The 25,834-nt window shown below is 63.7% G+C and carries 23 protein-coding genes; 12 read left to right on the forward strand and 11 right to left on the reverse strand.

The features are described 5' to 3' along the window. The first annotated feature begins 57 nt into the window (after nucleotides 1-57). The 5 genes from ACNAOH_RS04905 to ACNAOH_RS04925 all read left to right on the forward strand — a co-directional run bounded on the left by ACNAOH_RS04905 (nucleotide 58) and on the right by ACNAOH_RS04925 (nucleotide 3,216). Complete coding sequence (locus ACNAOH_RS04905) at nucleotides 58-540, forward strand: UPF0262 family protein (RefSeq protein WP_443971643.1); 483 nt, start codon at nucleotides 58-60, stop codon at nucleotides 538-540. A 59-nt stretch (nucleotides 541-599) separates the two neighbouring features. Beyond that, nucleotides 600-1,265: a GH25 family lysozyme gene (locus tag ACNAOH_RS04910; protein ID WP_443971644.1), complete on the forward strand. Its 666-nt coding sequence runs from the start codon at nucleotides 600-602 to the stop codon at nucleotides 1,263-1,265. Beyond that, nucleotides 1,262-1,714: a cytidine deaminase gene (locus ACNAOH_RS04915; protein WP_443971645.1), complete on the forward strand. Its 453-nt coding sequence runs from the start codon at nucleotides 1,262-1,264 to the stop codon at nucleotides 1,712-1,714. Before ACNAOH_RS04910 ends, ACNAOH_RS04915 begins: the two co-directional genes overlap by 4 nt. An 81-nt stretch (nucleotides 1,715-1,795) precedes the next feature. Further along, nucleotides 1,796-2,350: a dCTP deaminase gene (gene dcd, locus ACNAOH_RS04920; RefSeq protein WP_443971646.1), complete on the forward strand. Its 555-nt coding sequence runs from the start codon at nucleotides 1,796-1,798 to the stop codon at nucleotides 2,348-2,350. A gap of 56 nt (nucleotides 2,351-2,406) precedes the next feature. Next, nucleotides 2,407-3,216, forward strand: coding sequence for a metallophosphoesterase family protein (locus ACNAOH_RS04925; RefSeq protein ID WP_443971647.1), 810 nt, complete (start codon nucleotides 2,407-2,409; stop codon nucleotides 3,214-3,216). Between the two features lie 70 nt (nucleotides 3,217-3,286). On the opposite strand, the gene ctrA is transcribed toward ACNAOH_RS04925, so the two are convergent. Continuing rightward, nucleotides 3,287-3,994 (reverse strand): response regulator transcription factor CtrA, encoded by a 708-nt coding sequence (ctrA, locus tag ACNAOH_RS04930; protein WP_443971648.1) that lies wholly within the window; start codon nucleotides 3,992-3,994, stop codon nucleotides 3,287-3,289. Between the two features lie 143 nt (nucleotides 3,995-4,137). Beyond that, nucleotides 4,138-5,115 carry an acyltransferase family protein gene (locus tag ACNAOH_RS04935; RefSeq protein ID WP_443971649.1) on the reverse strand — a complete coding sequence of 326 codons (978 nt, stop codon included), beginning with the start codon at nucleotides 5,113-5,115 and terminating at the stop codon, nucleotides 4,138-4,140. Nucleotides 5,116-5,138: 23 nt separating this feature from the next. Between ACNAOH_RS04935 and ACNAOH_RS04940 the strand changes: the two genes are divergently transcribed. After that, nucleotides 5,139-5,858, forward strand: a complete 720-nt coding sequence (locus ACNAOH_RS04940) for an RluA family pseudouridine synthase (protein WP_443971650.1) — start codon at nucleotides 5,139-5,141, stop codon at nucleotides 5,856-5,858. Then, on the forward strand, nucleotides 5,855-6,259 hold the full coding sequence (gene arfB / locus ACNAOH_RS04945) for an alternative ribosome rescue aminoacyl-tRNA hydrolase ArfB (RefSeq protein ID WP_443971651.1): 405 nt from the start codon (nucleotides 5,855-5,857) through the stop codon (nucleotides 6,257-6,259). Before ACNAOH_RS04940 ends, arfB begins: the two co-directional genes overlap by 4 nt. Before the next feature lie 21 nt (nucleotides 6,260-6,280). Here the strand turns inward: arfB and ACNAOH_RS04950 are convergent, their stop codons facing one another. Beyond that, nucleotides 6,281-7,207: a hypothetical protein gene (locus tag ACNAOH_RS04950; RefSeq protein WP_443971652.1), complete on the reverse strand. Its 927-nt coding sequence runs from the start codon at nucleotides 7,205-7,207 to the stop codon at nucleotides 6,281-6,283. Between the two features lie 110 nt (nucleotides 7,208-7,317). Between ACNAOH_RS04950 and ACNAOH_RS04955 the strand changes: the two genes are divergently transcribed. Further along, the gene (locus tag ACNAOH_RS04955) at nucleotides 7,318-7,809 is read left to right on the forward strand and encodes a GAF domain-containing protein (protein WP_443972048.1); all 492 of its coding nucleotides are present in this window, start codon (nucleotides 7,318-7,320) and stop codon (nucleotides 7,807-7,809) included. Between the two features lie 26 nt (nucleotides 7,810-7,835). Here the strand turns inward: ACNAOH_RS04955 and ACNAOH_RS04960 are convergent, their stop codons facing one another. The 4 genes from ACNAOH_RS04960 to ACNAOH_RS04975 form a co-directional block, all read right to left on the reverse strand. Further along, nucleotides 7,836-10,295: a TonB-dependent receptor domain-containing protein gene (locus tag ACNAOH_RS04960; protein ID WP_443971653.1), complete on the reverse strand. Its 2,460-nt coding sequence runs from the start codon at nucleotides 10,293-10,295 to the stop codon at nucleotides 7,836-7,838. Beyond that, nucleotides 10,279-11,232, reverse strand: coding sequence for a FecR family protein (locus ACNAOH_RS04965; RefSeq protein WP_443971654.1), 954 nt, complete (start codon nucleotides 11,230-11,232; stop codon nucleotides 10,279-10,281). Before ACNAOH_RS04965 ends, ACNAOH_RS04960 begins: the two co-directional genes overlap by 17 nt. A 36-nt stretch (nucleotides 11,233-11,268) precedes the next feature. Next, nucleotides 11,269-11,781, reverse strand: a complete 513-nt coding sequence (locus tag ACNAOH_RS04970) for an RNA polymerase sigma factor (protein ID WP_443971655.1) — start codon at nucleotides 11,779-11,781, stop codon at nucleotides 11,269-11,271. A gap of 339 nt (nucleotides 11,782-12,120) precedes the next feature. Next, on the reverse strand, nucleotides 12,121-15,243 hold the full coding sequence (locus ACNAOH_RS04975; RefSeq protein WP_443971656.1) for an autotransporter domain-containing protein: 3,123 nt from the start codon (nucleotides 15,241-15,243) through the stop codon (nucleotides 12,121-12,123). A 484-nt stretch (nucleotides 15,244-15,727) separates the two neighbouring features. Between ACNAOH_RS04975 and leuA the strand changes: the two genes are divergently transcribed. After that, complete coding sequence (gene leuA / locus ACNAOH_RS04980; protein WP_443971657.1) at nucleotides 15,728-17,410, forward strand: 2-isopropylmalate synthase; 1,683 nt, start codon at nucleotides 15,728-15,730, stop codon at nucleotides 17,408-17,410. Here the strand turns inward: leuA and ACNAOH_RS04985 are convergent. After that, complete coding sequence (locus ACNAOH_RS04985) at nucleotides 17,399-18,394, reverse strand: DNA topoisomerase IB (RefSeq protein WP_443971658.1); 996 nt, start codon at nucleotides 18,392-18,394, stop codon at nucleotides 17,399-17,401. The genes leuA and ACNAOH_RS04985 overlap by 12 nt on opposite strands. Nucleotides 18,395-18,806: 412 nt before the next feature. On the opposite strand from ACNAOH_RS04985, the gene ACNAOH_RS04990 reads away from it, so the two are divergent. From ACNAOH_RS04990 to ACNAOH_RS05000, 3 genes are all read left to right on the forward strand, one after another. Further along, nucleotides 18,807-19,229 (forward strand): hypothetical protein, encoded by a 423-nt coding sequence (locus ACNAOH_RS04990; RefSeq protein ID WP_443971659.1) that lies wholly within the window; start codon nucleotides 18,807-18,809, stop codon nucleotides 19,227-19,229. A gap of 117 nt (nucleotides 19,230-19,346) precedes the next feature. Beyond that, complete coding sequence (locus ACNAOH_RS04995; protein ID WP_443971660.1) at nucleotides 19,347-20,096, forward strand: SDR family oxidoreductase; 750 nt, start codon at nucleotides 19,347-19,349, stop codon at nucleotides 20,094-20,096. Between the two features lie 120 nt (nucleotides 20,097-20,216). After that, entirely contained in the window at nucleotides 20,217-22,235 is a 2,019-nt protein-coding gene (locus tag ACNAOH_RS05000) for a TonB-dependent receptor plug domain-containing protein (RefSeq protein ID WP_443971661.1), read from the forward strand. On the opposite strand, the gene ACNAOH_RS05005 is transcribed toward ACNAOH_RS05000, so the two are convergent. From ACNAOH_RS05005 to cysD, 3 genes are read right to left on the reverse strand one after another with little or no spacing between them, the layout of a single operon-like run. Beyond that, a complete protein-coding gene (locus ACNAOH_RS05005) occupies nucleotides 22,232-22,966 on the reverse strand; it encodes a 3'(2'),5'-bisphosphate nucleotidase CysQ (protein WP_443972049.1) in 735 nt (244 codons plus the stop codon). The two genes, ACNAOH_RS05000 and ACNAOH_RS05005, sit on opposite strands and share 4 nt — an antisense overlap. Before the next feature lie 20 nt (nucleotides 22,967-22,986). Next, nucleotides 22,987-24,918 carry a sulfate adenylyltransferase subunit CysN gene (cysN, locus tag ACNAOH_RS05010; protein WP_443971662.1) on the reverse strand — a complete coding sequence of 644 codons (1,932 nt, stop codon included), beginning with the start codon at nucleotides 24,916-24,918 and terminating at the stop codon, nucleotides 22,987-22,989. Further along, entirely contained in the window at nucleotides 24,918-25,823 is a 906-nt protein-coding gene (gene cysD, locus ACNAOH_RS05015) for a sulfate adenylyltransferase subunit CysD (RefSeq protein ID WP_443971663.1), read from the reverse strand. The genes cysN and cysD overlap by 1 nt, the downstream gene beginning before the upstream one ends. Nucleotides 25,824-25,834: the final 11 nt, after the last annotated feature.

Below are 25,834 nucleotides of genomic sequence, written 5' to 3' on the forward strand. Positions count from 1 at the left end.
GGCGCTCTCCGTACCGCTTGTCCCCTCCACCGCACAGGCCTAAAGCCCAGCGGCATCATGGCGGACCCGCGCATCATCGACATCGTCCTCGACGAGAAGACGATCATCTGGCGCAGCGCGGATATCGAGCAGGAACGGCGAATCGCGATCTTCGACATTCTGGAGGACAACCGGTTCGCGCCTGTCCGCCAGCATCCCGATGGCTATGCCGGCCCCTATAAGGTGTTTCTGCGCGTCGACGATGGACGCCTCGCCATCGAGATCAAACGCGCGGACGATACGCCGCTGGAAGCGATCATTCTGGGGCTTGGCCGCTTCCGTAGACCGATCCGGGACTATTTCGCCATTTGCGACAGCTATTTTCAGGCGATCCGGCTGGCGAGCCCGCAACAGATCGAGACCGTCGACATGGCGCGGCGGGCGACACACAATCAGGCGGCGGAAATGCTCCGGGAGCGGCTGGAGGGCAAAATCGATATCGACTTCGATACCGCACGAAGGCTCTTCACGCTTATCTGCGTCCTACATATCAAGGGTTGATGATGGCGAACGCCAAATTCGCGCCGAGCCCCGCAAGGCGGCGGCTCAGGCTCACACCGTTGCGCTTGGCACTCGCGTGCCTGACGCTTCTGCTCGTCCTCTCCGTGTTTCTCTTTGCGGTCGCGCGCTTCTGGGCACCGGCGCGGGCCGATTTTCCCACGCAGGGAATCGGTGTCTCGGCCCAGAGCGGGGCCATAGACTGGTCCATGGTTCCGGGAGCAGGCGTCGATTTCGCCTATCTCGCAGCGACAAACGGCGCGGACGGCACGGACGCGGCGTTCGCCACCAACCTTGCCGGCGCGCGCGGCGTTGGCCTGCGGTATGGTGCCGAGCACCGCTTCAGCCTTTGCGCGGGCGCGGATGCACAAGCGCGGCGCTTCATCACGTCCGTGCCGCGCGATGCGGCGATGCTTCCGCCTGTGGTGCGCCTCGCCTTCTCCGACGACTGCCCGGCAAGCCTCTCTCGCGACAAGCTGCTCTCGGAACTGAACACCTTCCTCAACCAGATCGAAGCGCATGGCGGAAAGCCGGCGGTCATCCGCGTCGCGCGCGACTTCGATGCGCGGTATGACATTGGCAGCGGGGTCAACCGCACGCTGTGGCTTGAGGGGAATTTTATGGCACCCAGCTATGCAAGTCGCCCCTGGGTGATGTGGACGGCGTCCACATGGAAACGCATAAACGGCGTGCCCGGATCTATGGAATGGGACGTCGTGCAGCCATGAGCGGGATAACGCAGGAAGAGACGGACCTGATCGACGCTGCCCGCGCGGCGATGCGCCACGCCCATGCGCCCTATAGCCGGTTCGCTGTCGGCGCCGCGCTGCGCCTTACGGACGGCTCGATCATCACGGGAAGCAACTTCGAAAATGCGAGCTACGGCCTTTCGCTCTGTGCCGAGACGGTCGCAATCGCCACGGCGAGCGCGCAAGGCCGCCTGACCGAAATCGTGCAGATCGCTGTCGCCGGTGGCCCCGCGGACAAGCCGGGCCATCCCGAGCCCATCACGCCGTGCGGGCGCTGCCGGCAGGTCATCAAGGAAGCGCAGGACATGGCGGGACGGCCCGTTACGATCCTGTGCGCTGCACCCGCTGGCCCGCAGGTCTCCCGTTACGGGCTCGACGAGCTTCTGCCCCATGCCTTTGGTCCAGCCGATCTGGGACTTGGCGGTTAGGCGGTGTGGACAAATTCCGCCTAGGCATCCCAGATGCTGGCCGGGCTGGTCAGCAGCGCAACATCCCGGTAGCAGGCGCACATGGCCATACTCTCCGACAAATGGATTCGCACTCAGGCTCTCGAAAGCGGCATGATCGAGCCGTTTGTGGAGAACCAGCGCCGGGATGGCTGCATCAGCTACGGCCTCTCGTCCTACGGCTATGACGCACGTGTGGCGGACGAGTTCAAGATCTTCACCAATGTCGACAGCGCAATCGTCGACCCCAAGGATTTCGCCGCGAACAGCTTCGTCGATCGCAAGACCGACGTGTGCGTCATCCCGCCCAACAGCTTCGCGCTGGCCCGCACGGTGGAATATTTCCGGGTGCCGCGCGATGTTCTGGTGATCTGTCTCGGCAAGTCCACTTATGCCCGCTGCGGCATCATCGTTAACGTGACGCCGCTGGAGCCGGGCTGGGAAGGCCATGTCACGCTCGAATTCTCCAACACCACACCCCTGCCGGCGCGCATCTATGCCAATGAGGGCGCCTGCCAGTTCCTCTTCCTGCGGGGGAATGAGCCCTGCGAGACGAGCTATGCCGACCGGGCAGGCAAATATATGGGCCAGCGCGGCGTCACTCTGCCGCGACTTTAGAAAAAACGGAAATATTTACGCCGGGATTCTGGTCTAGGTAACCATGGCCCACCTATATGTCTTTCATGCTCCGCTTTTTCCGATCCGCGCGCGCCGAGGCGCCTGATCTCTCGGATCGCTCTCCGCCGTCCGTTGGCGATGATCGGCGGGTCTATGCCGTGGGCGACGTCCATGGTCGCCTCGATTTGCTTCGGGAGCTGATCGACAAGATCGCAGCCGACGACTGGGCACGCGGGCCAGTCGCTTCGACCGAGCTTGTCCTGCTGGGAGACTATGTGGACCGAGGGCCGCAATCGGCTCAGGTCATTGATTTCATTGTGCGCCTGGCTCGCTGGTGGCCCAATCTGCATTGCCTGATGGGCAATCATGAAGAGGTATTTCTGCTGGCGCTGCGCGGCGACGAAAGCGCGCTCCGCTTCATGACACGTATCGGCGGGCGTGAAACGATCCTGTCCTATGGCATCGAGGCGGAAGCGCTGGACGCGATGACGCTGGGCCAGTTGCGCGATGCGCTGGGCGAACTCGTTCCAGACGATCATGTCGCGTTCCTGGCCGGGCTGGGTGAGCAGATCTCCTTTGGCGATTATGCTTTCGTGCATGCGGGTGTCCGTCCGGGCGTCCCGCTCGATAATCAGGAGCCGAAGGATCTGCGCTGGATACGGGATGAGTTTCTGGAAAGCGATGTCCCCCATGAGCGGTTGATTGTCCATGGACACAGCATCACCGATGAGGTGGAAGTTCTGACCAACCGCATCGGCATCGACACGGGCGCCTATGCCACCGGTCGGCTCACCGCAGTGGGTCTTGAGGGCACCGAGCAGTGGTTCCTGACAACGGGCGGCGACCCCGCCGGTCCACGCCACTAGACCTTACGAAAAAGGGGCCGATGTCGCAGGACACCGGCTCCCTTTTGCAACTCGATGATCTGTTGGCGCGTCAGGCGACCTGCGTGGTCAGCTCCATCGCCTCGTCTTCGTCGCGCAGCACATAGCCGCGACCCCACACGGTCTCGATATAATTCTCGCCGCCACAGGCCAGCGCCAGCTTCTTGCGCAACTTGCAGATGAAGACGTCGATGATCTTGAGTTCCGGCTCGTCCATGCCGCCATAGAGATGGTTGAGGAACATCTCCTTGGTGAGCGTCGTGCCCTTGCGGAGCGAAAGCAGCTCCAGCATCGCATATTCCTTACCGGTCAGGTGAACGCGGTTGCTGTCCACTTCCACGGTCTTGGCGTCGAGATTAACCGCCAGTTTGCCCGTGCGAATGACCGACTGCGAATGACCCTTGGACCGACGAACGACTGCATGAATGCGGGCGATCAGTTCTTCCTTGTGGAAGGGCTTGGTCACATAATCGTCGGCACCAAAACCGAATGAGCGGACCTTGCTGTCCATCTCCGAGATGCCGGAAAGGATCAGCACCGGGGTCTGGACCCGCGCGGTGCGCAGTTTCTTGAGCACGTCATAGCCGTGCATGTCGGGCAGATTAAGGTCCAGACAAATGATGTCGTAGTCGTACAGCTTGCCGAGATCGAGGCCTTCTTCGCCCAGGTCGGTTGTGTAGACGTTGAAGCCCTCCGTAGTGAGCATCAGCTCGATCGCCTTGGCGGTCGTCGGTTCGTCTTCAATCAACAGCACGCGCATGAGCTCGCCCCTTTTTGCCTCCGGACCTCTTAACCCCTCGATCCGGAACACGACTATTAACTATACGCAGAGTGAAGGCAAAAGGTTAATTTTGTGTAAACCGGCCTGAGTCCGCGAGTCGGAAGCAGGTTCGAAGAGGAACCTCAGGCCCGCGCGCCCAGCAATAATCGGCGTGTAGGCGCGTAGCGCCGCGCGGCCTGATGGACCATCACCGAACCCGCGAGCGCGATGACGAAGAGGACCGCCGGGGGCGCATAGGGTGCGAAATAATGAATGAACGCGACGTGCATATACATGATGACCAGCGACATCCTGCCCAGCCCGGCCAGCGTCGCGACCGCCGCGCCCGGCAGGAAGCCCAGCGCCTGCGCCAGCGTCCACGTCACCACAAACGCAGCGGCGACGGAAAGTAGCGGAATACCCAGCCCCCCGGTCTTCATGGCGAGGGGCGGCAGGAGGGCGAAAGCGAGGAGTGAGCCAACGCCGGCCGCCAGTCCGGCCCACCGGGGCGGAGGCGCGCCGGCCCTGTTGCGCCAGAGCGCTCCGATCCACAGAAAAGCCAAAGCACCCGGAACAGCGATCAGGCCGAAAGGGGACGCTGTTCCGCCCCACCAGGCCGCCCCCGCCAGAAGCGCGAGGATCGTCACGGGCCACTGCCATTCGCTAGGATCAGGCCAGCGCAGCGCCAGTCCGTTCCAAATCAGGCGCGCCAGAACGAGGCAGGGGACGAACCACAGGATGGTGAACGGCCCCCGCGTGCTCTGGGTCGAAAGCAGAATCACTTGAAAGCCCTGCGCGAAGTTGGGGAAGATCGGCCGCACACCGCGCCAGTGTTCGATGAGGAAGTCCGCGCTCAGAAGAAGCAGGCTGAAAATCAGGAACGGCACTACAAGGCTGGCACCCAGCCGTCGCAGCAGCCGTGGAACGGACACCGGACGGAGCGTGAACCCGGAAGCGATGAAAAAGAGCGGCATATGGAACAGGTAGATCGCGTCCCGCACCGGCCCACGGGTCCAGACATGCCCGGCGACCACGGCGAGAATGCCCACCCCCTTGAGCGCGTCGAGCCAATCCAGCCGCACGGGTCTGGCAAGCGCGCGATCAATCATTTCCCCCGACATGGACGAGGGCTATAGGCGCATCCATGCGCCCCGCCCATAGCAAGCCTTTGCCCTCGCCCCTCGTCGATCGTGTCCTCTTCATGGACGGCGAGGCGATCCTGCTCGACAAGCCTGCGGGCCTCGCGGTCGATCCGCCGCGAGACGGCTCGCTCAGTCTCGAAAATCATCTGGCGGGCCTCACTTTCGGATTTGAGCGCTGGCCCCTTCCGGTACACCGGCTCGATCGCGACACGAGCGGCTGCCTGCTGCTCGCCCGCAACCCCAAGGCCGCCAAGCGCTTCACTCAAGCATTCGAGGCGAGGCAGGTGACGAAGCGCTATCTGGCCATTCTGGATGGCGTCCCCGCCGAGCTGGCCGGAATGATCGACCTGCCACTCGGCAAGGTCAGCACACGCGAGACGGGCTGGCGCATGGTGCCGGACCCCAAAGGCAAGTCCGCTATTACGCACTGGCGCGTCCTCGCTTCCCGCGAAGGACGCAGTCTGGTGTCGATGACTCCGGAGACGGGCCGCACGCATCAGTTGCGCGCTCATGCGCTTCACGGCATCGGCCTCGGCATACTGGGCGACCCCGTTTACCGGCCCCTGGGAGCACCCTCTGCTCAGGGCGCAACGCTGCTGCACAGCCGCTTTCTCTCCATGCCGCGTGCCGGCAAGGCGCCCGTCGAAGCGCTTGCGCCAGTGCCCGCCAGTTTTCACGATGCCGGCTTTCCCGATGCCGACACACTGGACGCCGTGCCGTGAGTTCGCGCGCCCTCCCCGAACACGCGCTGGAGGAGAAGTTCGTCACCGCCAGCGGTCCAGGCGGGCAAAATGTGAACAAGGTCGCGAGCGCCGTGCAGCTTCGCGTCAATACCTATGCGCTCGGGCTATCACCTGATAGCTTCAGGCGTCTGCGGACCCTCGCAGGCTCGCGGATGACGGCCGGCGGTGTACTCGTCATCCAGGCGCAGCGCTTCCGCACGCAGGAAGCCAACCGGGAGGACGCGCGCGCACGCCTCATCGCGCTTTTGGACAAGGCGGACGAGCGGGATGCGCGGCGCGTGAAGACCAAGCCGAGCAAGGCCGCCAAGGCCCGCCGGGTCGATACCAAGAAGGCCCGCTCCGGCATCAAGGCGGGGCGCGGACGCGTCAATCTGGACTGATCTGCAGCGCCAACCAGTGAATCACTGTGACGCGGGACTATCCGCCGGAGAAGAAGCCGCAGACGATACCGCACCGTCGGAAGCTGGTGGCGATGCATAGGGCAGTCGCGGCGTAGGCATTGGCGTCGGAGTGGGTTTCGGGCGAGCCGGAGTCTGCGGCGTCGGCTGCGCCTGTTGACGCGGTGCCGGTTTCGCAGGGGCTGACTTGGGTGCAACTGCGACTTTAGGCGCAGGCGCTGGGCTCGCCTTCTGGACCGGCTCCGCCTTCACGGGAGCAGAAGCCGCAGCCGTCGTCGATGCCAGTGGTGTGGCAGATGTCTGGACCGGCGGCGTCGGCCGATCCTCAGCAATCATGGTCACCACATTGACGTTCGACTGGTCCGGCATCGCAGCATTGGCGGCCTCAATGTCTACCTCGGCTGGCTGGACGGCAGCTTGCGGCGAGAATGCGGGCGCGATGAACTCCCGCCAAAGCACTGTCCCCCCGCCAAGGAGCAGAAGCGTCGACACAAGGCCGATCAAGGCCACCAGAAGACGCGACAGCCGCGCGCGCCCGCGCACTCGGCGCACGGAGGCAAGCGCCTCCTCATCAATGCCACCGCCCGTTGCGGCGCCCATCCATGTCGCGCTGGCGCCGCGCAACGATGCCGAAAGCCAAAGAGCGGCAGCGGCTCTCAGGCACGCACCTAAAAACGCGGCAAGCAGGCCAGCGCCGAAGATCGCGACGGCAAGGCGTGCCGCCACTGGATCGATCTCATTGCGGACCAGCACGGTTATAAGCAGACCGCCGCCGTTCATTGCCGCCAGCGCGCTAATCAGCCACCGGCCCAGAGCAGCAGTCTCGCTGGCGGAGCGGCCATAAGCCGCCTCTATCTGCGCGACGCTCCGCAGTGCGATGTCACGCGTCGATGTCGCTGCTGTCTCGTCCCGCACGCTGTCGCCCCGCATTCTTTCCTTTGTCGGCGCACCATGATGAGGTGATCGAAGCATGGCAAGCCACAAGCCTGCGGCCAGCCACTGGGGTGGCCAAGCCAGCCGCTGCGCCCTACATCAGCGGCATGTTCGATTTCGCGGCACAATCAGACGGCGACCCCGCCCTTCTTTATGACGATCTCGTCGCATCAGCGCGCGCCGTGACCGATGGCGAACCGGACGCGATCGCCAACATGGCCAATGTCGCGGCGCTGCTCTGGCAGTTTCTTCCCGACCTCAACTGGGCAGGCTTCTATCGGTTCATTGATAGGGAGCTTGTGCTCGGCCCCTTCCAGGGCAAGGCCGCCTGTATCCGCATTCCTGTGGGCAAGGGCGTGTGCGGAACCGCCGCCGAGACGAGGAAGACGCAGCTAGTCGCGGACGTCCATGCCTTTCCGGGCCACATCGCCTGCGATGCCGCATCCGCCAGCGAAATTGTCGTTCCCATCGTGCATGAAGGCAGGCTGGTGGGCGTCCTCGATCTGGACAGCCCCACCCCCGCACGTTTCGGACCGGCCGACGCCGCGGGGTTGGAAGCCCTTGTGAACGCGATCGCCGCTCGCCTCGCTTCCGCCTGATCCACGGCCTGTCCGCTAGGCCCGCGCTAGAAGCTGAGATTAAACCCCAGCCGGACACTGCGCGGTTGCAGCGGCGTGATCTGGTTGCGCTCGCGCACCAGAAAGGGTGAACCCAACGCAAAGCGATTGCCTCGGGCATCGAAGAGATTGGTGAAGGAGAGCGTCACGGCTTGCCGGTCAGTCCCGACCCTGAATTCCAGACCGGTATCGAGATAGTCCCCCTGCAACTGCCCCAGGATCGCCCCGATCCCGAGCGTGGACTTGCCGACATAGCGGCCAAAGCCGTTGACCTGAAAATCCAGCGACCTCGACAAAGGCGCCACATAGGACACCCCGATCCTGCCAGTCGCGTCTGCGACATTGGGGAGACGCTCGGTATTGATGGCGGCAAGATCCGCAGAAAGGTTACTCGATACGCCCGCAACGATGAGGCGCGCGGTGTTGCGCGACGCTATATGGCTATCGTTCAGGTAGAGCGAAGCATCGATGGAAAGGCCGTCCACTGGCTGCCAGCGAGAAGATAGTCCGACCGAGAGGACGCGCCCGTCGCCTACATTCGCCGTAGTCGGAAAGCCGAAGCCATCGATCAGGTCGGCCTGAATATCGCGCCAGCGCGACCAGGAGGCATTCAGCGACAGGCTGAAGTCCCGCGCATTGTAGCGTGCACCGGCTTCGGTGGTGGCGACCCGGTCACCTTTGAAACGCTGGACAAAATCCTGCCGCACGGCGATCCCGCCGGGGCGGAATCCTTCCTGGTAGCGGGCAAACAAGGTCAATCGGTCGGTCGCGCGATACGCCAGAGCGGCCGAGGGAAGCAGGCGCGTCTCGGATCGTGCCTTGTCGGCCGTGGGATCGATCCGGAACGCCAACGTCCGCAGCACATCTTCCGAGTCGCCCGACAGGCGCGAATGAGTCAGCCGCCCGCCGAAGGTGAGGATAAGGCGCTCCGCTGGCTCAATCGACGTCTCGCCATAGAGCGTCTGTTCATCGACCTGATTGCGGACGCCGGTCAGCACGACAGACAGCGCGCCCAGATCCATCAGCCGGTTCACGCGCGCCTCGTTATGCAGCAGGCTGAGGCCGATCACCCACCCGGTTCCGTCCGGCCCGCGCCGGGCAAGGCGCGTTTCGGCAGTGACCATCGATATACGGTCGGTCTGCAAATAGGCGGCAGGCGCTGCGTTAGGCCTTGGCTCCAGCGAGAGGTTGACGAGGTTTGCAAGCTCCGCCCCCTCGAACTGCTCGAAGACATGTTGCCCGGCATAACCGAATGAGGAGGTCATTTCGACCGGACCGAATTGCTTTCGGACGACCAGATCGCCGAGCCAATAGTCGTTGCGATATGGCTGAGCGATCCTGCTCGAGCGAGTCAGGCCGTTGCCGCCCCGTTCGGCATATTGTCCGTCCGCACCGCTGATGCGCTGGCCGACGCCACTCAGGTCGATCGTCCAGTCCGCCGTTGGCGCGAAGCGCAGCGACGCGCGGCCACCGACAGTACGCACGTCGTTAATGTCCTTCAGGTTACGGCCGGTATCGTCGATATAGCCGCCCTCAATGGAGCCGAATGCCAGTGCACGGAGCGCGACGCGATCGTCCTTGAGCGGGAGATTGACGACGACCCCGCCGTCCGATCCCGGCTGGCCGTGCTGGACGGCCTGCGCACCCGCCCAGATCATGCCGCCCGACACGCCTAGGTCCGGGGCGCGCGGCACCACCCGGACGACCCCGCCCAGCGAGCCCGCGCCATAGAGCGTCCCCTGCGGCCCCTCCAGCACCTCAATGCTGCCGATGTCATAAAGCCGCAGGCTGGGATCAGGCGCGCTGTACGTGATCCGGCTATTTCCCCAATATTGGCCCACGGTCGCCTGCGTCGGCCCCACGAAGCTGGAATCCGCAATGCCGCGAATGAAGAGCTTGTTGCGGCCCGGCCCCAGATGGGTAGAAACGACACTCGCAACCTTGGTGCTGATCGCATCCGAGCCGCGAGCGCCATCGGCCAGGGACAGCGCATCGCCCGTGACGATCTGCACGCCGCCGGGATAGACGTTGAGCGGCACGCCGCGCTTGGTGCCGGTAACGACGATCTCCGCCGCCGGCTCTTCCTCGGGCGGAGCGGTCACGGCTCTCGGAGCAGGCGCCCGAGAGACCGGTGCAGGTCGTGCCAACGGCTGAGGCACAGACTCGATGAGATAGGTGCCCGCCGCCACCTGCCGGGCCACCAGCCCCGTTCCCTCCAGCATCTGCCCGAGTGCCTGAGCCGGCGTAAGCCTGCCCTGCACGGCCTTCACGCGTTGCCTGGTCAACCGAGAGTCCCGAAAGCCGATGCTGGCTCCGCTCTGGCGACCCAGAAGCTGGATCGCTTTTCCGAGACCACCTGCCGGCACGTTGACATCCGCTGCCTTCTCAAGAGCGAGAGCGGGCGCGCCGATCAGCAGAGCTGCGGCGATTACGGGAATGGAGAGTGCGGTGTTAACGCCGCCCGACATCGGTGGGAGACATGATCCAGCCGTCGCCCTGCTCGACGAACGTAACGCCCAGCAGGGGACCGGCCCGCGCGAAGACGTCAGGCGGCGCGCCTTTCAGCATCAGAGTGCCAGTGAAGCGCATCCCGGCAGTGCCACCCGTCGCCCGAATGGGCCGACCTGTGTTGCGGGAGAGGTCTCGCGCGATCTGATCGAGCGTGGCATCGTCATAGCGCAGTTGGCCCTCATGCCAGCTCCCGATCGTCTCGCGATCGATCTTGCGCAGAGCGGGGGCGGACTCGCTGTCCGCGCGATAGAGCGCATCGCCTTGATTCAGCCGGATGCGATCGGCGCCCTTCTCATAGTCCACGGCGCCCTCGGCCACCGCGACGTCCATTGCGCCGCCATTGCGCACGACATTGAACACCGTGCCGATATCGACCAGCCGGGTGCCGTCCGCGACCACGACAAAGGGGACACGGGCATCGTGCTTCACGTCGAACAGCGCCTCGCCTTGCGCAAGCGTGACCTCGCGCGGGCTATCCGGATCGAAGCTGATCCGCGTGCCGCCATTGAGCTGAATTCGCGAGCCGTCTGAGAGCTGGATCGTGCGGTGCTCGCCCAATGCCGTCATCACCTCGTGTTCGGGGCTCTCACGCAGGAGCATCGTTCCCCCGACTACCGCGACCAGCATTGCCGCCACTGCTCCGCCCACCGCAAACCAGCGCCGACGCACGGGCAGATGCGTAACCGCGACCATGTTCGCAACGGGTGCAGGGGACGCGGCGAGAAGCTCGGCGGCCCAGGCATCGTCTTCCAGCGCGGCTTCATAGGCAGGCAAGTGGCGCGGGTCGCCTTCCAGCCAGGCAGTAAAGGCGTCCCAGTCCGCGAAACCGGGGTCATAGGTACGGATCGCCCAGAGCCGCGCCGCATCGCCAATCATCAGGGACTCATCTGCCATCACGCCACCTCATCTGACACGACGGAAGCGCGATCGCTATTCCGCATCGAACTGCCCCTTTAACTCGGCAAGCGCGCGATAAGCTTTCTGGAGATCCTTCTCGACCGAACTGAGGCTGACGCCCAGATCGCGCGCGATCTCCGCCTGCCCCCTTCCTTCCAGACGATAGAGACGAAACACACGGTCCGCGCGCGCGCCAAGCCCCGCAAGAACGGCTTCGGCCTGCTTCACCCGCTCCCGCGCGATAAGCATTCGCTCGCCGACCGGCTCTTCCTCCAGCGTTGTGCTTGTCTCGTGCCACTCCATCTGCCGGCGCCCCCGGCTGACGGCGGAGCGCCGCCGGTCGCGCATGAGATTCTCGGCAGCGCGGAAAAGATAGGCAATCGGTTCAGCCACGGGCGGGCCGGACGCACCGGCGACACGCTGCCACAAATCGTGCAGCACATCCTCGGCATCGTCCCCTGCGCCACGCGCCGCAAGGAAACGAAGCAGCCTCGCACGCTCATTCAGAATGACGCGCTGCAGACCATCAATCGACTCATCCTCCATGGCGTGACGCAAAGCATTCCGCGAGCGGCTTGCCAAGCCCGTCCGTTTGAGAGCGCCTGCCTGACTCCACGACGATCGCGCCATTTCAGCCGCCATCACCAGCCGTCCGATCCGACCGCCCACCCATCTGCTTCGCAGCCGGTTGAGGCCTCCTTGGCGGGGGTGAAGGTGTTAAGCCGCGCCATCATCAGATCATGACGGACACACAGGAGAGATCCCGTAAGCATTTACGAGTTATTTTTTGCCGGTCTCTTTACGCCCCGGCCAGAGCTGTGCCAGCCCCACGAAGGCAAGGGGGGCAGCGGACGGAGCAGACCGCCGCCCTTCATACAACTGCCGTTAGAAAGCCGCGCCCAGCGATAGGCGAATCCCGTAAGCCGGATCACCCTGTGTCTGCTCGGCGCTGCCCGAGACGGTCCAGGTATAGTCCATGCCGCCGCTCAGCAGGCGAAATTCCCCGATCCAGCCACCCTTCAGCTTGTCGGGAGTTAGGGTGAAGTCATTGCCATCCTTGAAATGGGCCGTGGTGTTGCCGAGCGCGCCACCCACGCGGTTGCGTCGACCGCCTTCCAATTCCAGCGTCAGCGGTCGTCCATCGGCAACCCGGTCGCCGAAGCGATAGATTGCCGTCATTGTGGTGTTCGCGAAGACCGCATCGCTGGTGCGACCAGCAACCGTCAAATTGACGGCGTCGGCACCATCCTTCTCCGCATAGCCATCCTCTTTCAGGCGGTAATAATCGACTGTCGCCATTGGCTTGAGCGAGACCCGATTGCCGATGTCGAACGCGTAGGAGACGCCGCCTGTCGCCGAGTACATCTGGCCATCCCAGTCGGCGACAGCGGTCCGGGTGATCGTTTTATCGCCCACTTTCCCGGTGAAGACGCGCGAACCGGAGAAGCTGGCGAACGCGAAGCTGGCGCGCGAGAAGGCGTAGAGTCCGCCTTTGTGCATCCGCCAAAATGCCCCCAACTCGTAGGCATTGGCATCCACCTTATTGCCATGCGCGTCGTTCTTGTTGCTGCCGTTGAGCCAAGTGATCGATCCGCCGACATTGCCTATGCCTGTCGCCTTCTCCAAGCCGCCGGACAAGCCCCAGCCGCTGGTCGTGTAGCCTGCCGAAGCCGTTTGGTCCTTGCTCCCGCCCCATTTGAGGGGCTCGAACCAACCGCCGACATTGCTGATGTCGAACATGGTGTTGTCGTTGCTCAGGTGACGGCCCGCGAGGCGCGACCCGCGCGTCAGCAGATCGAAATTGCCTCCTGCATGATCGGGTAACAGGCTGTTGAACTGGCTGGACAGGGTCTCGCCGTTGGCGATGCCCAGCAGGCTGTCCTCCACTTCCGCATCCTTTGGCGCGGCTGCCAGAATGGCTGCGTAAGCGGCTGACTGATTGCGGTTAAGTCCAAGATCGCTGGCGGTCTTGAGCGCGATATCCAGCATGATCTCGCCAGCAGCCTGATCGACCGTGACCGCGCCCTTAAAGAGATAAGGCAACACGGTATCGTCATTGGAGAAGGTCGGCGTCCCGATCAGCGTGTCCGCCGTCAGGATCAGGTAGCGCCCTTCCACATTCCCCAGCCTGTCGATGCTGGCGGCGATGCGCGCGCCGTCCTCGAAGCTGGCGGTGCCGACGTTGAATTTGGGGTTCGTCCGCGTTTCCCCGTCGATTGCGACCTTGATCGTGCCTTTCGAGCCCACATGAAGCGACGCGAAGTTGAGGTCGTTCGAACCCGAAGCCTGCAAGGTTCCGCCATTCACGTTCACCGCGAGGCGTGACCCGCCGCTCACCGCGCCGGAAAACAGGGCATTGCCGGACAGGGTCAGCGTACTTGCCTGATCGTTGAACGCGGCCGTTCCGGCAAAGGAGGCTTTGTCCGCGAGCGACATTGTCGCGGTGCCGCTGCCGAAATCGATATTGCCCTTGTAGATCGCATCGCCCGTCAGGCTCACCAGATCATCCCCTGCACCCAGGGACGCGTTGCCCACCACTGCGCCATCGCCGATCAGCAGCCGGTCATTGCCCGCGCCCGTTAGAATTGCCCCGGTGATCTGCTTGTTGATCGTCGCATCATCCGCGCTCTCGCCCTCTTTGCGCTGCTGGTTGATCGTCACGCCAGAGCTGTTGGCCGAAACATCGATTGCGACGACGGTATCCTCCGCCGTTCCATTGGCGGAGATATAACCGCTATTGTTGATCGTGGTCAGCGTGCCGGACAGATCGCGGATGGCGTAGGTCGCGCCTTCGCCCGACGAGGTGATGACCGCGCTTATCGTGCCGCTATTGTCTATGACCGGCACCACCGATCCCTGGTTGATGAGAATGGCCGTCGCCGTCGTGTTGTAGGTCGTGGCCTTCACGGTGCCGCTCACGGAAATTCCGTTGGTCATCGTGACCGCCCCGCCCTGCCCGCCGATCGCGATCGCGACAGCGTCGGTATTGGTGTAATGCCCCGAGGCTTCCACGGTGCCGTCGATCACAAGCGAGTGGCCGCGGCTCCCATATGTGCCGATGACAATGTCGGATGTCCCGCCGATCTGTATCGCCGGGCCATTGCCAAAGGACTGGATGAGGCCTTTGCCCTCGTTGGCATCAGGGATCCCGTCATCATCCGTGTCGGTATCCGTCGAGCTCAGCGTGGGTTGCGTGGCGACGATGATACCACCTGCCACATTGCCAGCGATCGCGACGGCCGGTGCGCCCACACGCAGGTCGCTCCGCCCCAAAGACATGGTCGCGCCATCATCGTTCACATAGCTGACCTGCTGCCCGATTGTGTTCTGTAGCCGCAGCGATCCGCCAATATCGCCAGTGATATCGACCGCGCGGGCGCCCTCGCCCACCACCGCGATCTTGCCGTCGACCGAGACATTGCCGGTGACGTCACCGGTGCGGATGCCCGCGCTATAGTCGCCAATTACTGTGATCTCGCCGGACGAGGAGAGCGATCCCTGCAGCCGGTCGTCCACTCGGATACCGGCGGAGTTTAGACCTTCGACGAGGATGGAGCCGCTATTTTCGATGTTGCCGGTGAGCGGCCCCCTCACCCGGATGCCGGCGCGATCGCTCGCATTCGCGACCGGCCCGTCCACAATCGTGTTTCCGTCCGGATTGGAAGCGACGAATTTCTCCGTGACCTTGATCGAACCACGGTTCACGATGGTCGACGAGCGAGAACCCGTCACGTCGATGCCGGTCGCGCCATTGCTCCCGCCCAGGTCCAGATCGCCTTCATTGGTGACGCTGTTGTCACTATCGACCGTGATGGCGCTTCCGGAACTCAGGGTGATCGAGCCATCCTTGGTCACACTGATAGCCGCAGGTCCGCCGGAGGAGGCAGTCAACGTGCGCACCGGAGCCGTCGTGTCGGTGCTTATGGTGAGCTGAGCAGCCGCCCCACTGGATAGAAACGCAAGAGATACGGGCGCGAGAAATGTGGTCGATCGCAGAATCGGTAGCATCGAGATGTCCGTGGCCAGAGGGAAGGAAGTTGCGGCCGCCCGGACGAGTTCATCGGGGTGGGGGGATAATGATCTGTCCGGCAAAGAGAGCCAGCGTCGGCCTGCGAAGAAAGCCAATGTCCACGGGCTTAGGACGGGCTTGTTCGTCGACCACCGCGACCCTCTCCGCGGCCGCACTACGATGACGGAGGCATGATCGCGTTCCCGTATGTCGATCGACGAGAGGCGAACGATTTGACCGAAGAGGGCGGAGCAACCCGCGTCAAAAGGCTGGACGAATGGCCGTGGGCATGTCATTGGGCGGCCATGACCGCTTATGCGCGCCTTGGCCTTCTTCTACGACTTACACGCCCTTAGGCGTGTGACCTCACTCGTGCCGCGATCAGACGGCCGCGCCTAAGGGCTATCAGCAAGAAACCAGGGCATTGACGAGCCGGGCGCCTCAGGAAGCGCGCTGGCCAGACGAACAAGCGAGCCGAATATCATGATGCTGAGCGATCCTTCATCCAAGTACCGCCCTTTCCCGCAGGTCGATCTGCCGGACCGGCAGTGGCCGAGCCGCACGATCACCCAGCCGCCGCGCTGGCTCTCCACTGACCTTCGCGACGGCAATCAGGCGCTGATCGACCCGATGGACAGCGAGAAGAAGACGCGCTTCTTCGAACTGCTGGTCAAGATCGGCCTCAAGGAGATCGAGGTCGGATTTCCTTCCGCCGGTGCTACCGAGTTCGATTTCATCTCCGGCCTCGTCCAGAATGGCAAAATCCCCGACGACGTCGTTGTTCAGGTGCTGACACAGGCCCGGCGCGACCTCATCGAGAAGACGTTCGAAAGCCTGCGTGGCGCGCCCAAGGCGATCGTGCATGTCTACAACGCGGTCTCGCCTGCCTGGCGCCGCATCGTGTTCAACATGGACCGGCCGCAGATCAAGCAGATCGCCGTCGATGCCGCGAAGATTATCCGCGACGAAGCCGCCAAGCAGCCCGACACGGACTGGTATTTCGAATATAGCCCCGAGACCTTCTCGACCGCGGAGCTGGATTTCAGCCTGGAGTGCTGCGAGGCAGTGATGGGCATTCTCCAGCCTACGCCGGAGAAACCAATCATCTTCAACCTGCCGGCAACCGTCGAGGCGGCGACGCCGAACATCTATGCCGACCAGATTGAATGGTTCGGCCGCCACATCAGCAAGCGCGACAGCGTGTGCATCTCGCTCCACCCGCACAATGATCGGGGAACCGGCGTCGCGGCGGCGGAACTGGGGCTGATGGCCGGTGCCGACCGTGTCGAGGGCTGCATGTTCGGCAATGGAGAGCGCACGGGCAATTGCGATCTCGTCACCGTCGCGCTCAACATGTACACGCAGGGCGTCGCGCCCGGTCTGGATTTCTCCAACATGGAGGAGGTCGTGCAGACCGCGACATACTGCAACCAGCTGCCCGTCCACCCGCGCCATCCTTATGCTGGCGAACTGGTCTTCACGGCCTTTTCCGGCAGCCATCAGGACGCGATCAAGAAGGGCTTCGCCGCGCAGGAAACCCGCAACGACGAACTGTGGAACGTCCCCTATCTGCCGATCGATCCGGCGGACATTGGCTGCTCCTATGAAGCAGTGATCCGCGTCAATTCACAGTCTGGCAAGGGCGGCGTTGCGTGGGTGCTTCAGCAGGACAAGGGCCTGAAGCTGCCCAAGCGCATGCAGGCGGATCTCAGCCGTGTCGTTCAGGAGTTGGCGGATACGACCAGCCGCGAACTCAACGCCGGGGACATATGGACGGCGTTCACGCAGCATTATTGCCTCGGCGCAGACCAGCCGCTCAAGCTGCTCGATTATCAGGAGACCGGGCCGGCAGGCGATCGTCTTTTCCTCGGGAAAATCGCGTTGAATGGCGCGGAGCGCACTGTGTCGGGACGAGGCAATGGCCTCATTTCCAGCGTGCTTGCTGCCCTGCGTGAAGAGATGGGCATCGATCTCGACGTGACCGACTATAGCGAGCACGCGATCGGCACGGGGCGGGACGTGCAGGCGGCTGCCTATGTCGAGTGCATGTCGAGCGATGGCCACGTCGTGTTCGGGGTCGGACTCGACAGCGACATCGCAACAGCCTCCGTGCAGGCAGTTCTGTCCGCCGCTAACGGCCTCGCACGCCGGGCATCAGTCGCCTGACGATTCCAGGAGGGCGATCAGGCCCCTTTCCTCCCGCGTGAGCCACCGGGTCGCGCGGGGAAGGCGCAGGGTTGCGCGCCATTCCTCCTGCCCATCCTGACAGAGCGCAGTGAGGGCGGGATGGATATATGATTTGCGGCTGATCGCGGCGGTGTTGCTGAGTTGCTCGGCGACCGGCGCGATCATGTCCTTTAGGCTGATCCGCTCCTTCGCGCTTGCCAATGTAGCAAAGGCGACCACCGATCCGCCCCAAGTGCGAAAATGCTTGGCCGTGAACGGCGCGCCCATATGCTCCTGAATATAGGCGTTCACCTCCGCTGAACCGATGTCGTGCGCTTCGCCGTCTTCATCGACATATCGGAATAGACGCTGGCCCGGCAGATCCTGCATCTGGCGGACGAAGCGGACCAGCCCGGGATCGCGGATGACCAGTTCCCGCTCCTTGCCTGATTTGGCGCGAAACGAAAGGCGAAGCGATCGCGCGCCCAGCTCGGCATGGCGCGCCTCTAGCGTAGTCGCGCCATAGCTATCATTCTCCTGCGCATAGCGCTCGTTACCAATGCGGATGAGGCCGATGTCCAGCAGGCGGACGATCGCGGCGATTGCACGATCCCGCCCTGGCTTGCGTGACGCAAGATCCTGCTCGACGCGCAGGCGCAATCGGGGGAGTGCCGCGCCGAAGGCAGCGCACAGACCGAACTTCCCGGCCTCGCGCTCGGCGCGAAAATCGGTGTGGTAGCGATATTGCTTGCGCCCGCGCGCATCAAATCCAGTCGCCTGCAGATGCCCGCGAGCATCCGGACAAAACCAGCAACGTTTGTAAGCTGGGGGCATACCGATGCGATTGAGCCTCTCGATCTCGTCGCGGTCGGTTATTCGTCCACCGTCCGGGTCGAAATACTGCCAGTAACGCCCTCGGCGTCGCCGCGTAATCCCCGGAGCGCTGTCATCGCAAAAGCGCAGGGACGACCGGGGGACAGTCATGGCACTTTATCTCCTCTCGTCCCGCTTAACGCATGAGACGGCGACGGGTTCGAACGCTGTGCGATAGCTGGTCCGATCCTGGGATACCGATGTCCGCATTTGTTCGGCCCGGAAACGCCTGGTCAGAGCTAAACCAATCTGCACGCCGGGAAAGCGACCGCCCCGCCCCAAAGCCGCATTGACCAACCCATCTGATTCGCCTTATGTATTATTGCGATTCATTCTCATTTACAGAAAATGGGTGACTGATGATGTGGAGAGACATGATGGCTGACCCCTTGCCCGCCACGGCGCGCTGTCGGGTGGCCTTGCGCGATGGACGGCAGGGACGGCCGCTCTGCGCGCAGGTTGCCGGGGCATTCCACATCATCGCGTCGCGGTCGCACACCGGAACCGGTCGCACGGAGTAGCCATGTATCAGTTTGTCGATCGACAAGTGTCGGAAATGGATGACGGCGCCCGCTTCCTGGTGTGGGCCATGCGGCGCTGGGTCCATGCTATTCATGAGGGCCAGTGCCCTCCCTCCGTCATCGGCCCGGCATTCTCCCGCTGGCGCATGCTCGGCGCCATGCCGCATTTCCACCTCGCGATGATCCTGCTCAATCGGCAGGCGCGCGGCGCGATCCGCTTTGCCCCGATGCGCTGCCCGCGGGTCGCAGAAGATGAAGCTGTGCTTCTGGCCCTGGTCGAGGCGTTTGCCGCGCATGACAATGCCCGGGCGCACGCCACCGCGAGCTTGCTCGTGGAGGAGCACGCTATTGGCGGCCTCGTCACCTGCCTCACGACTGTGTCGGACCGGCTTACCCACGCGGGCATCGGAATGGCTCCATGCTAGGTGGCCCATCCACGGCCGCGCCCGATGCGAGAGGAATAGCCGCCGCTCACCGGCTGGCCTTCGTTCCAGCCTGGCGCTACAGCCCGATCCAACAACGGGAGCGCACGAGGGAGAGCCATGCCAGCAACCGCCATCATCACAGGTGCCGGGAGCGGCATCGGCAGAGCGGTTGCGCAGGCGCTGGCGCGCGACGGCTGGCAACTGGTCCTCGCCGGGAGGCGCGCGGACTTTCTGGAAGAGACCGCAGCGCTATGCGGGGCCAGTCCGGAACAGCCGCTTTGCGTCCCGACCGACGTGTGCGATCCGGCATCGGTGGACACCCTATTTGATCGCGCAGTCGAACGCTTCGGGCGCGTTGATCTGCTGTTCAACAATGCCGGGATCGGCACGACAGCCGCCACGATGGATGAGCTATCGCCGGCCGATTGGTCGCGGGTCATCGAGACCAATCTCTCCGGCACCTTCTACTGCATGCGCGCGGCTTTCCGTGTCATGAAGGCGCAAACCCCGCAAGGCGGGCGCATCATCAACAATGGTTCGATCGCGGCGTACAGTCCCCGCCCGCTTTCCGCCGCTTACACCGCGAGCAAGCATGGCGTGAGCGGCCTCACCAAGTCCGGCGCGCTAGACGGGCGGCCTTTCAACATCGCTGTCGGGCAGATCGACGTCGGCAACGCGCATACCGTTCTGGCCGAGCGCTTCCAGAGCGGCACGCCGCAGGCGGATGGGCAGATCGCTCCGGAGCCCCTGATGGATGTGACGCATGTGGGGGACGCGGTGGCCCATATGGCCAGCCTGCCGATCGAGGCGAATGTCCTCTTCATGACGATCATGCCCAGCGCCATGCCATTTGTCGGCAGAGGCTGATCCGCCGATCAAAAGCCCATGACCCGATCGCCTATACCCTCCCGGCTGTTGCAAATTAGCCGTGGCTTTTCCGCATGATCGCCCTTAACCGGTCCCTGAAATTCCTTGCAAGGTTCTCACATGATCCGCTCCTTACCGCCTCTTTCTCTCGCTGCTCTCGCCTTCCTCACGACGCCAGCCATGGCGCAGCAGCCGGACGACGCCGACGTGGAGACGATCGTGGTGACGGGTGCGGGCCTGCCTCTTCCGCCCGGAACGCCTGCCTATGGGTCGGTCATCATTCGCGATGATCGACTGGACAGCAGCGCCTCGGGACGTCTGGAAAATGTGCTTCAGGATGTCGCGGGTTTTCAGCAGTTCCGCCGGTCGGACAGCCGCTCCGCCAACCCCTCTGCGCAGGGCGTCACGCTGCGCGCGCTCGGAGGCAATGCATCGAGCCGAACCCTGATGCTGCTCGATGGCGTGCCGCTGGCGGACCCGTTCTTCGGCTATATCCCGTTTAGCGCTCTCTCGCCCGACCGTCTCTCGGTCGTGCGGGTGACACGCGGCGGAGGCAGCGGTGCCTTCGGCGCCGGCGCGGTCGCCGGGACGATCGAGCTGGCGAGTGCCACGCGTGACCGCCTGCCCTTAGCGAGCGCATCGGCCTTTTATGGCAGCCGCGACGCGACAGAACTGGAAGCCAGCCTCTCGCCGGATCTCGGCGGCGGCTATGTCACGGTTTCGGGTCGATGGGATCGGGGGGACGGCTTCAACACCACACCCGCAAGCCAGCGCACCAGCGCGACCGTGCCCGCGCGCTACGACGGCTGGTCGACAAACCTGCGTGCCGTCATACCGGTACAGCCGGATGTCGAGTTGCAATTCCGCGCCTTGCTGTTCGAGGACAACCGCACGCTGCGCTTCGCCGGAGCGGACAGCATGAGTTCCGGTCAGGACCTCAGCTTGCGCCTCGTGAGCCGTGGCCCCTGGAAGATCGACGCGCTGGTCTATGGGCAGGCGCGCGACTTCTCGAATATCGTCATATCCTCTTCCACCTTTCGCAAAACGCTGGATCAGCGCGCGACGCCGTCCACCGGCATAGGTGGCAAGATCGAGATTCGTCCGCCGGTCGGCAGCAGCAATGTGCTGCGCATCGGCACCGATTTCCGCCTGATGAGCGGCGACATGTTCGAGGACGCCTACAACGCCAATCTCGCCACCAATCCGCTGACGGCCAGCCGCCACGCTTATGGCGAGCAGTCCACCGTGGGCTTCTTCGCAGAGAATGACTGGACGCTCGGCCCGCTCATTCTGACCGGTGGCATCCGCGCCGATCGCTGGACGATCCGGCAAGGAATTACCGAGAGCCGCAACCCGGCCGGCGTCCTCACGCAGCAGACGCGGCAGCCTGACCGCGACGACTGGCAGGTCACGGGACGTGCTGGCGCGATCCTAACCCTTTCCGATGTGTTCGCGCTGCGTGGCGCCGGCTATACCGGCTTCCGCCTGCCTACTCTCAATGAGCTGTATCGCGGCTTCAGCGTGTTCCCGGTCACGACGCAAGCAAACGCCAATCTGGCGCCCGAAAAGCTGCGCGGTGTCGAGGCCGGGTTTGATGTGACGCCGGCCCCCGGCATCACTCTGTCCGCCACGGCCTTCTACAACCGGCTGGAGGATGCGATCGCCAATGTGACGATCGGGACCAATCTGCGCCAGCGGCGCAATGTCGACGCAGTCGTCGCCAAGGGTATCGAGCTTGCCGGATCTGCGGATGTCGGACCATTCTCGCTCAGCGCGTCCTATGCCTATAATCGCAGCAAGGTGGATGCACCCGGTCTGGCCTTTGACGGACTGGTGCCCGCGCAGGTGCCCCGCCATGCTGCCAGCGGCACGCTTTCCTTCGTGCCGGCGGAAGGCGCCCTCATCTCGACCACATTGCGCTATGTCTCGCGCCAGTATGAGGACGACCTCCAGACCGATGCGCTGCCCGGCGCGGTCACGCTGGACGGCTATGCCCGTATGCCGATCGGCCGCGGTGTCTCGATCGTTGGACGCGCGGAGAATATCTTCGACAAGGCCGTGGTGACGCGCAACCAGGGCGGCTCCATTGACCTCGGCACGCCGCGCACGCTCTGGATCGGCGTCAGCTTCCGTCGTTAGAGGCTGGCGACCAGATCCAGGACGCGCCCGGCATGTTCGGGCCGGCAAATGAGCAGATCAGGCAAATAGACATTGTCCTGATTGTAGACGAGCGGCGACCCGTCGATCCGTGAGCAATGGAGGCCATGTGCCTTTGCCACGGCGACGGGTGCACAGCTGTCCCATTCATACTGCCCGCCTGAGTGGAGATAGATATCCGCCTCACCCCGGATGATGGACATCGCCTTCGCTCCGGCCGATCCCATCGGCACAAGCTCCGCATCCAGTGCCTTCGCAACCGCGACCGCTTCGGCGGCAGGTCGCGAGCGCGAGACCACCATGCGGAGCCGATCCGGTTCGGCCGGCACGACAACCGGCGCATCGGTGCGATAAACCACTCCATCCCCCACACCGGGAAGCGAGACAGCGCCCACGCTCGCCTCACCGTCGATCGCGAGGCCCACATGCACGGCCCAGTCTTCACGAGATTCACTATACTCGCGCGTGCCGTCGACCGGATCGACGATCCAGACCCGCGACTTGCCGAGGCGCGAGCCCTCGCACTTCATCTCCTCGGAGAGCAGACCGTCGTCCGGCCGTTGCGCGCGCAGGGCATGAACCAGAAACTGGTTGGCCGTCTGGTCACCAACGTCGCCGAGCGCCTTGCCGATGCACACGCCCGCGCCTCTCACTTCGATGAGAATGCGCCCCGCGACGCGCGCGAGGTGCGCGGCCAGCTCGGCGTCGGACAGGGCGGAGCAGTCGGTGGTGCTCACGGGATGATCGACTGGACGATGAAGCGCGCAGCCTCTTCAGGCGTCATGCTCGTGGTATCCACGCGGATCTCCGGATTTTCCGGCGCCTCATACGGGCTGTCGATGCCCGTGAAGTTCTTGAGCTCGCCTGCCCGCGCCTTTTTGTAGAGACCTTTCACGTCGCGTGCCTCTGCTTCAGCGAGCGGCGTGTCCACGAAGATTTCGACGAACTCGCCCTGCGGCAGCATGGATCGCACCATCTCGCGCTCGGCGCGGAATGGCGAGATGAACGCCGTGAGCACAATCAGGCCCGCATCCGTCATCAGCTTGGCCACCTCGCCCACGCGGCGGATATTCTCGATCCGGTCCGCTTCGGTAAAGCCAAGGTCCTTGTTGAGGCCGTGACGCACATTGTCGCCATCGAGCAGGAAGCTGTGGCGGTTCATCCGCGCCAGTTCCTTCTCGACCAGATTGGCGATGGTCGACTTGCCCGCGCCCGAGAGGCCAGTGAACCAGAGCAGCTTGGGCGTCTGGTTCTTCAGCGCGGCCCGTGCCTCGCGCGTGACATCCGTAGGCTGCCAGTGGACATTCTGCGCCCGCCGCAGTGAGAAGTGCAGCATCCCCGCCGCGACCGTCGCATTCGTCATGCGGTCGATGAGGATGAAGCCGCCCAAGGTGCGGCTATCGGCATAGGGCTCGAAGACCAGCGGCTTATCCGTGGTCAGCTCCACGACACCAATCGCGTTGAGCTCCAGTGTCTTCGCCGCCAGATGATCCAGCGTGTTGACGTTGACCTGATATTTGGGCGCCTGCACAGTCACGGAGACGGTCTGCGTGGCGAGCTTCAGCCAGTATGAGCGGCCCGGCTTCATGGCCTCGTCCGCCATCCAGACCAGCGTCGCTTCGAACTGGTCGGACACTTCGGGCGCCGCATCGGCAATCGCGATCACGTCTCCGCGCGAACAATCGACCTCGTCGGCAAGAGTCAGTGTGACCGATTGCCCGGCGACCGCCTCATCCAGATCTCCGCCTAGGGCAACGATGCGCTGAATCGTGCTCGTCTTGCCCGAGGGCAGCACCCGCACGGCGTCACCGGGCCGGACGACGCCGCCGGAAACAAGCCCCGAGAAACCCCGGAAATCGAGGTTGGGCCGATTAACCCACTGCACCGGCATGCGGAACGGTCGCTTCTGATCGGCCTCGTTATCGACCGACACCGACTCCAGATGCGCGATCAGGCTCGGCCCATGATACCAGGGCGTGTTCTCGCTGGCGGCAGTGATATTGTCGCCCTTGAAGCCCGATATCGGGATAGCGAGAAAGTCGGTAATGCCGATTTCGCTCGCAAAGGCACGATAGGCCAGACGGATGCGATCGAAAACCGCCTTGTCATAGTCCACCAGATCCATCTTGTTCACCGCGAGGACGATGTGCCGGATACCCAGCAGCTTCGCGAGATAGCTGTGACGCCGGGTCTGCTCGAGCACGCCCTTGCGCGCGTCGATGAGGATGACGGCAAGGTCGGCGGTCGAGGCACCAGTGACCATGTTGCGCGTATACTGCTCGTGTCCGGGGCAGTCCGCGACGATGAACTTGCGCTTCTCTGTCGCGAAAAAGCGGTAGGCCACGTCGATGGTGATGCCCTGCTCCCGCTCGGCAGCGAGACCATCCACCAGCAGCGCGAAGTCGATCTCGCCGCCCTGCGTGCCGACGCGCTTGCTGTCCTTCTCCAGCGCGGCGAGTTGATCCTCGAAGATCATCTTGCTGTCGTAAAGCAGCCGACCGATCAGGGTCGATTTGCCGTCGTCCACGCTTCCGCAGGTAATGAAGCGAAGCATGGTCTTGCCCTGATGCTGGGCAAGATAGGCGTCGATGTCCTGCGCGATCAGGGCATCGGTTTTGTAAACCGCTGTATCCTGCGCGGCGGCGGGGGCGTCGATGTCAGCCATCAAAAATAGCCCTCCTGCTTCTTCTTCTCCATGCTGGCGTCGCCCGCATCCTTGTCGATCGCGCGGCCCTGCCGTTCGCTGGTGGTGGTCAGCAGCATTTCCTGCACGACTTCCGAAAGCGTCGCCGCTTCGCTTTCCACCGCGCCGGTCAGCGGATAGCAGCCGAGGGTGCGGAAGCGGATGGAGCGCGTGACCGGCTCCTCTCCGTCCTTGAGCGGAAAGCGCTCATCGTCGACCATCAGGATCAGCCCGTCCCGCTCCACAGTGGGGCGCGGTGCCGCGAAGTAGAGCGGCACGATCTCGATGCCCTCCTTCATGATGTACTGCCAGATGTCGAGCTCGGTCCAGTTGCTGATCGGGAAGGCGCGGATGCTTTCGCCCTTCGCCTTGCGCGCATTGTAGAGGTTCCACAGCTCCGGCCGCTGGTTCTTGGGATCCCAGCGATGCGAGGCGGAGCGGAAGGAGAAGACGCGCTCCTTGGCCCGGCTCTTCTCCTCGTCGCGGCGTGCGCCACCGAAGGCGACGTCGAAGCCATATTTATCGAGCGCCTGCTTCAGCCCTTCCGTCTTCCACATGTCGGTGTGCAGCGGGCCGTGATCGAAGGGGTTGATGCCCTTCTCCAAGGCTTCCGGATTCTGGTGGACGAGCAGTTCCATGCCCGCCGCCTTCGCGGCCTTGTCGCGCAGCGCATACATGTCCCGGAACTTCCAGGTCGTGTCGACATGAAGCAGCGGAAAGGGCGGCGGCGAGGGATAAAAGGCCTTCTTGGCCAGATGCAGCATCACGGCCGAATCCTTGCCGACCGAATAGAGCATCACCGGCTTTTCAGCTTCGGCGACGACCTCCCGCATGATGTGGATGCTCTCCGCCTCCAGGCGGTCAAGATGCGTAAGCGTATGGACCATGATGAGAGGCC

This window comes from Sphingobium sp. CR28, assembly GCF_052327305.1.
Taxonomy (GTDB): Bacteria; Pseudomonadota; Alphaproteobacteria; order Sphingomonadales; family Sphingomonadaceae; genus Sphingobium.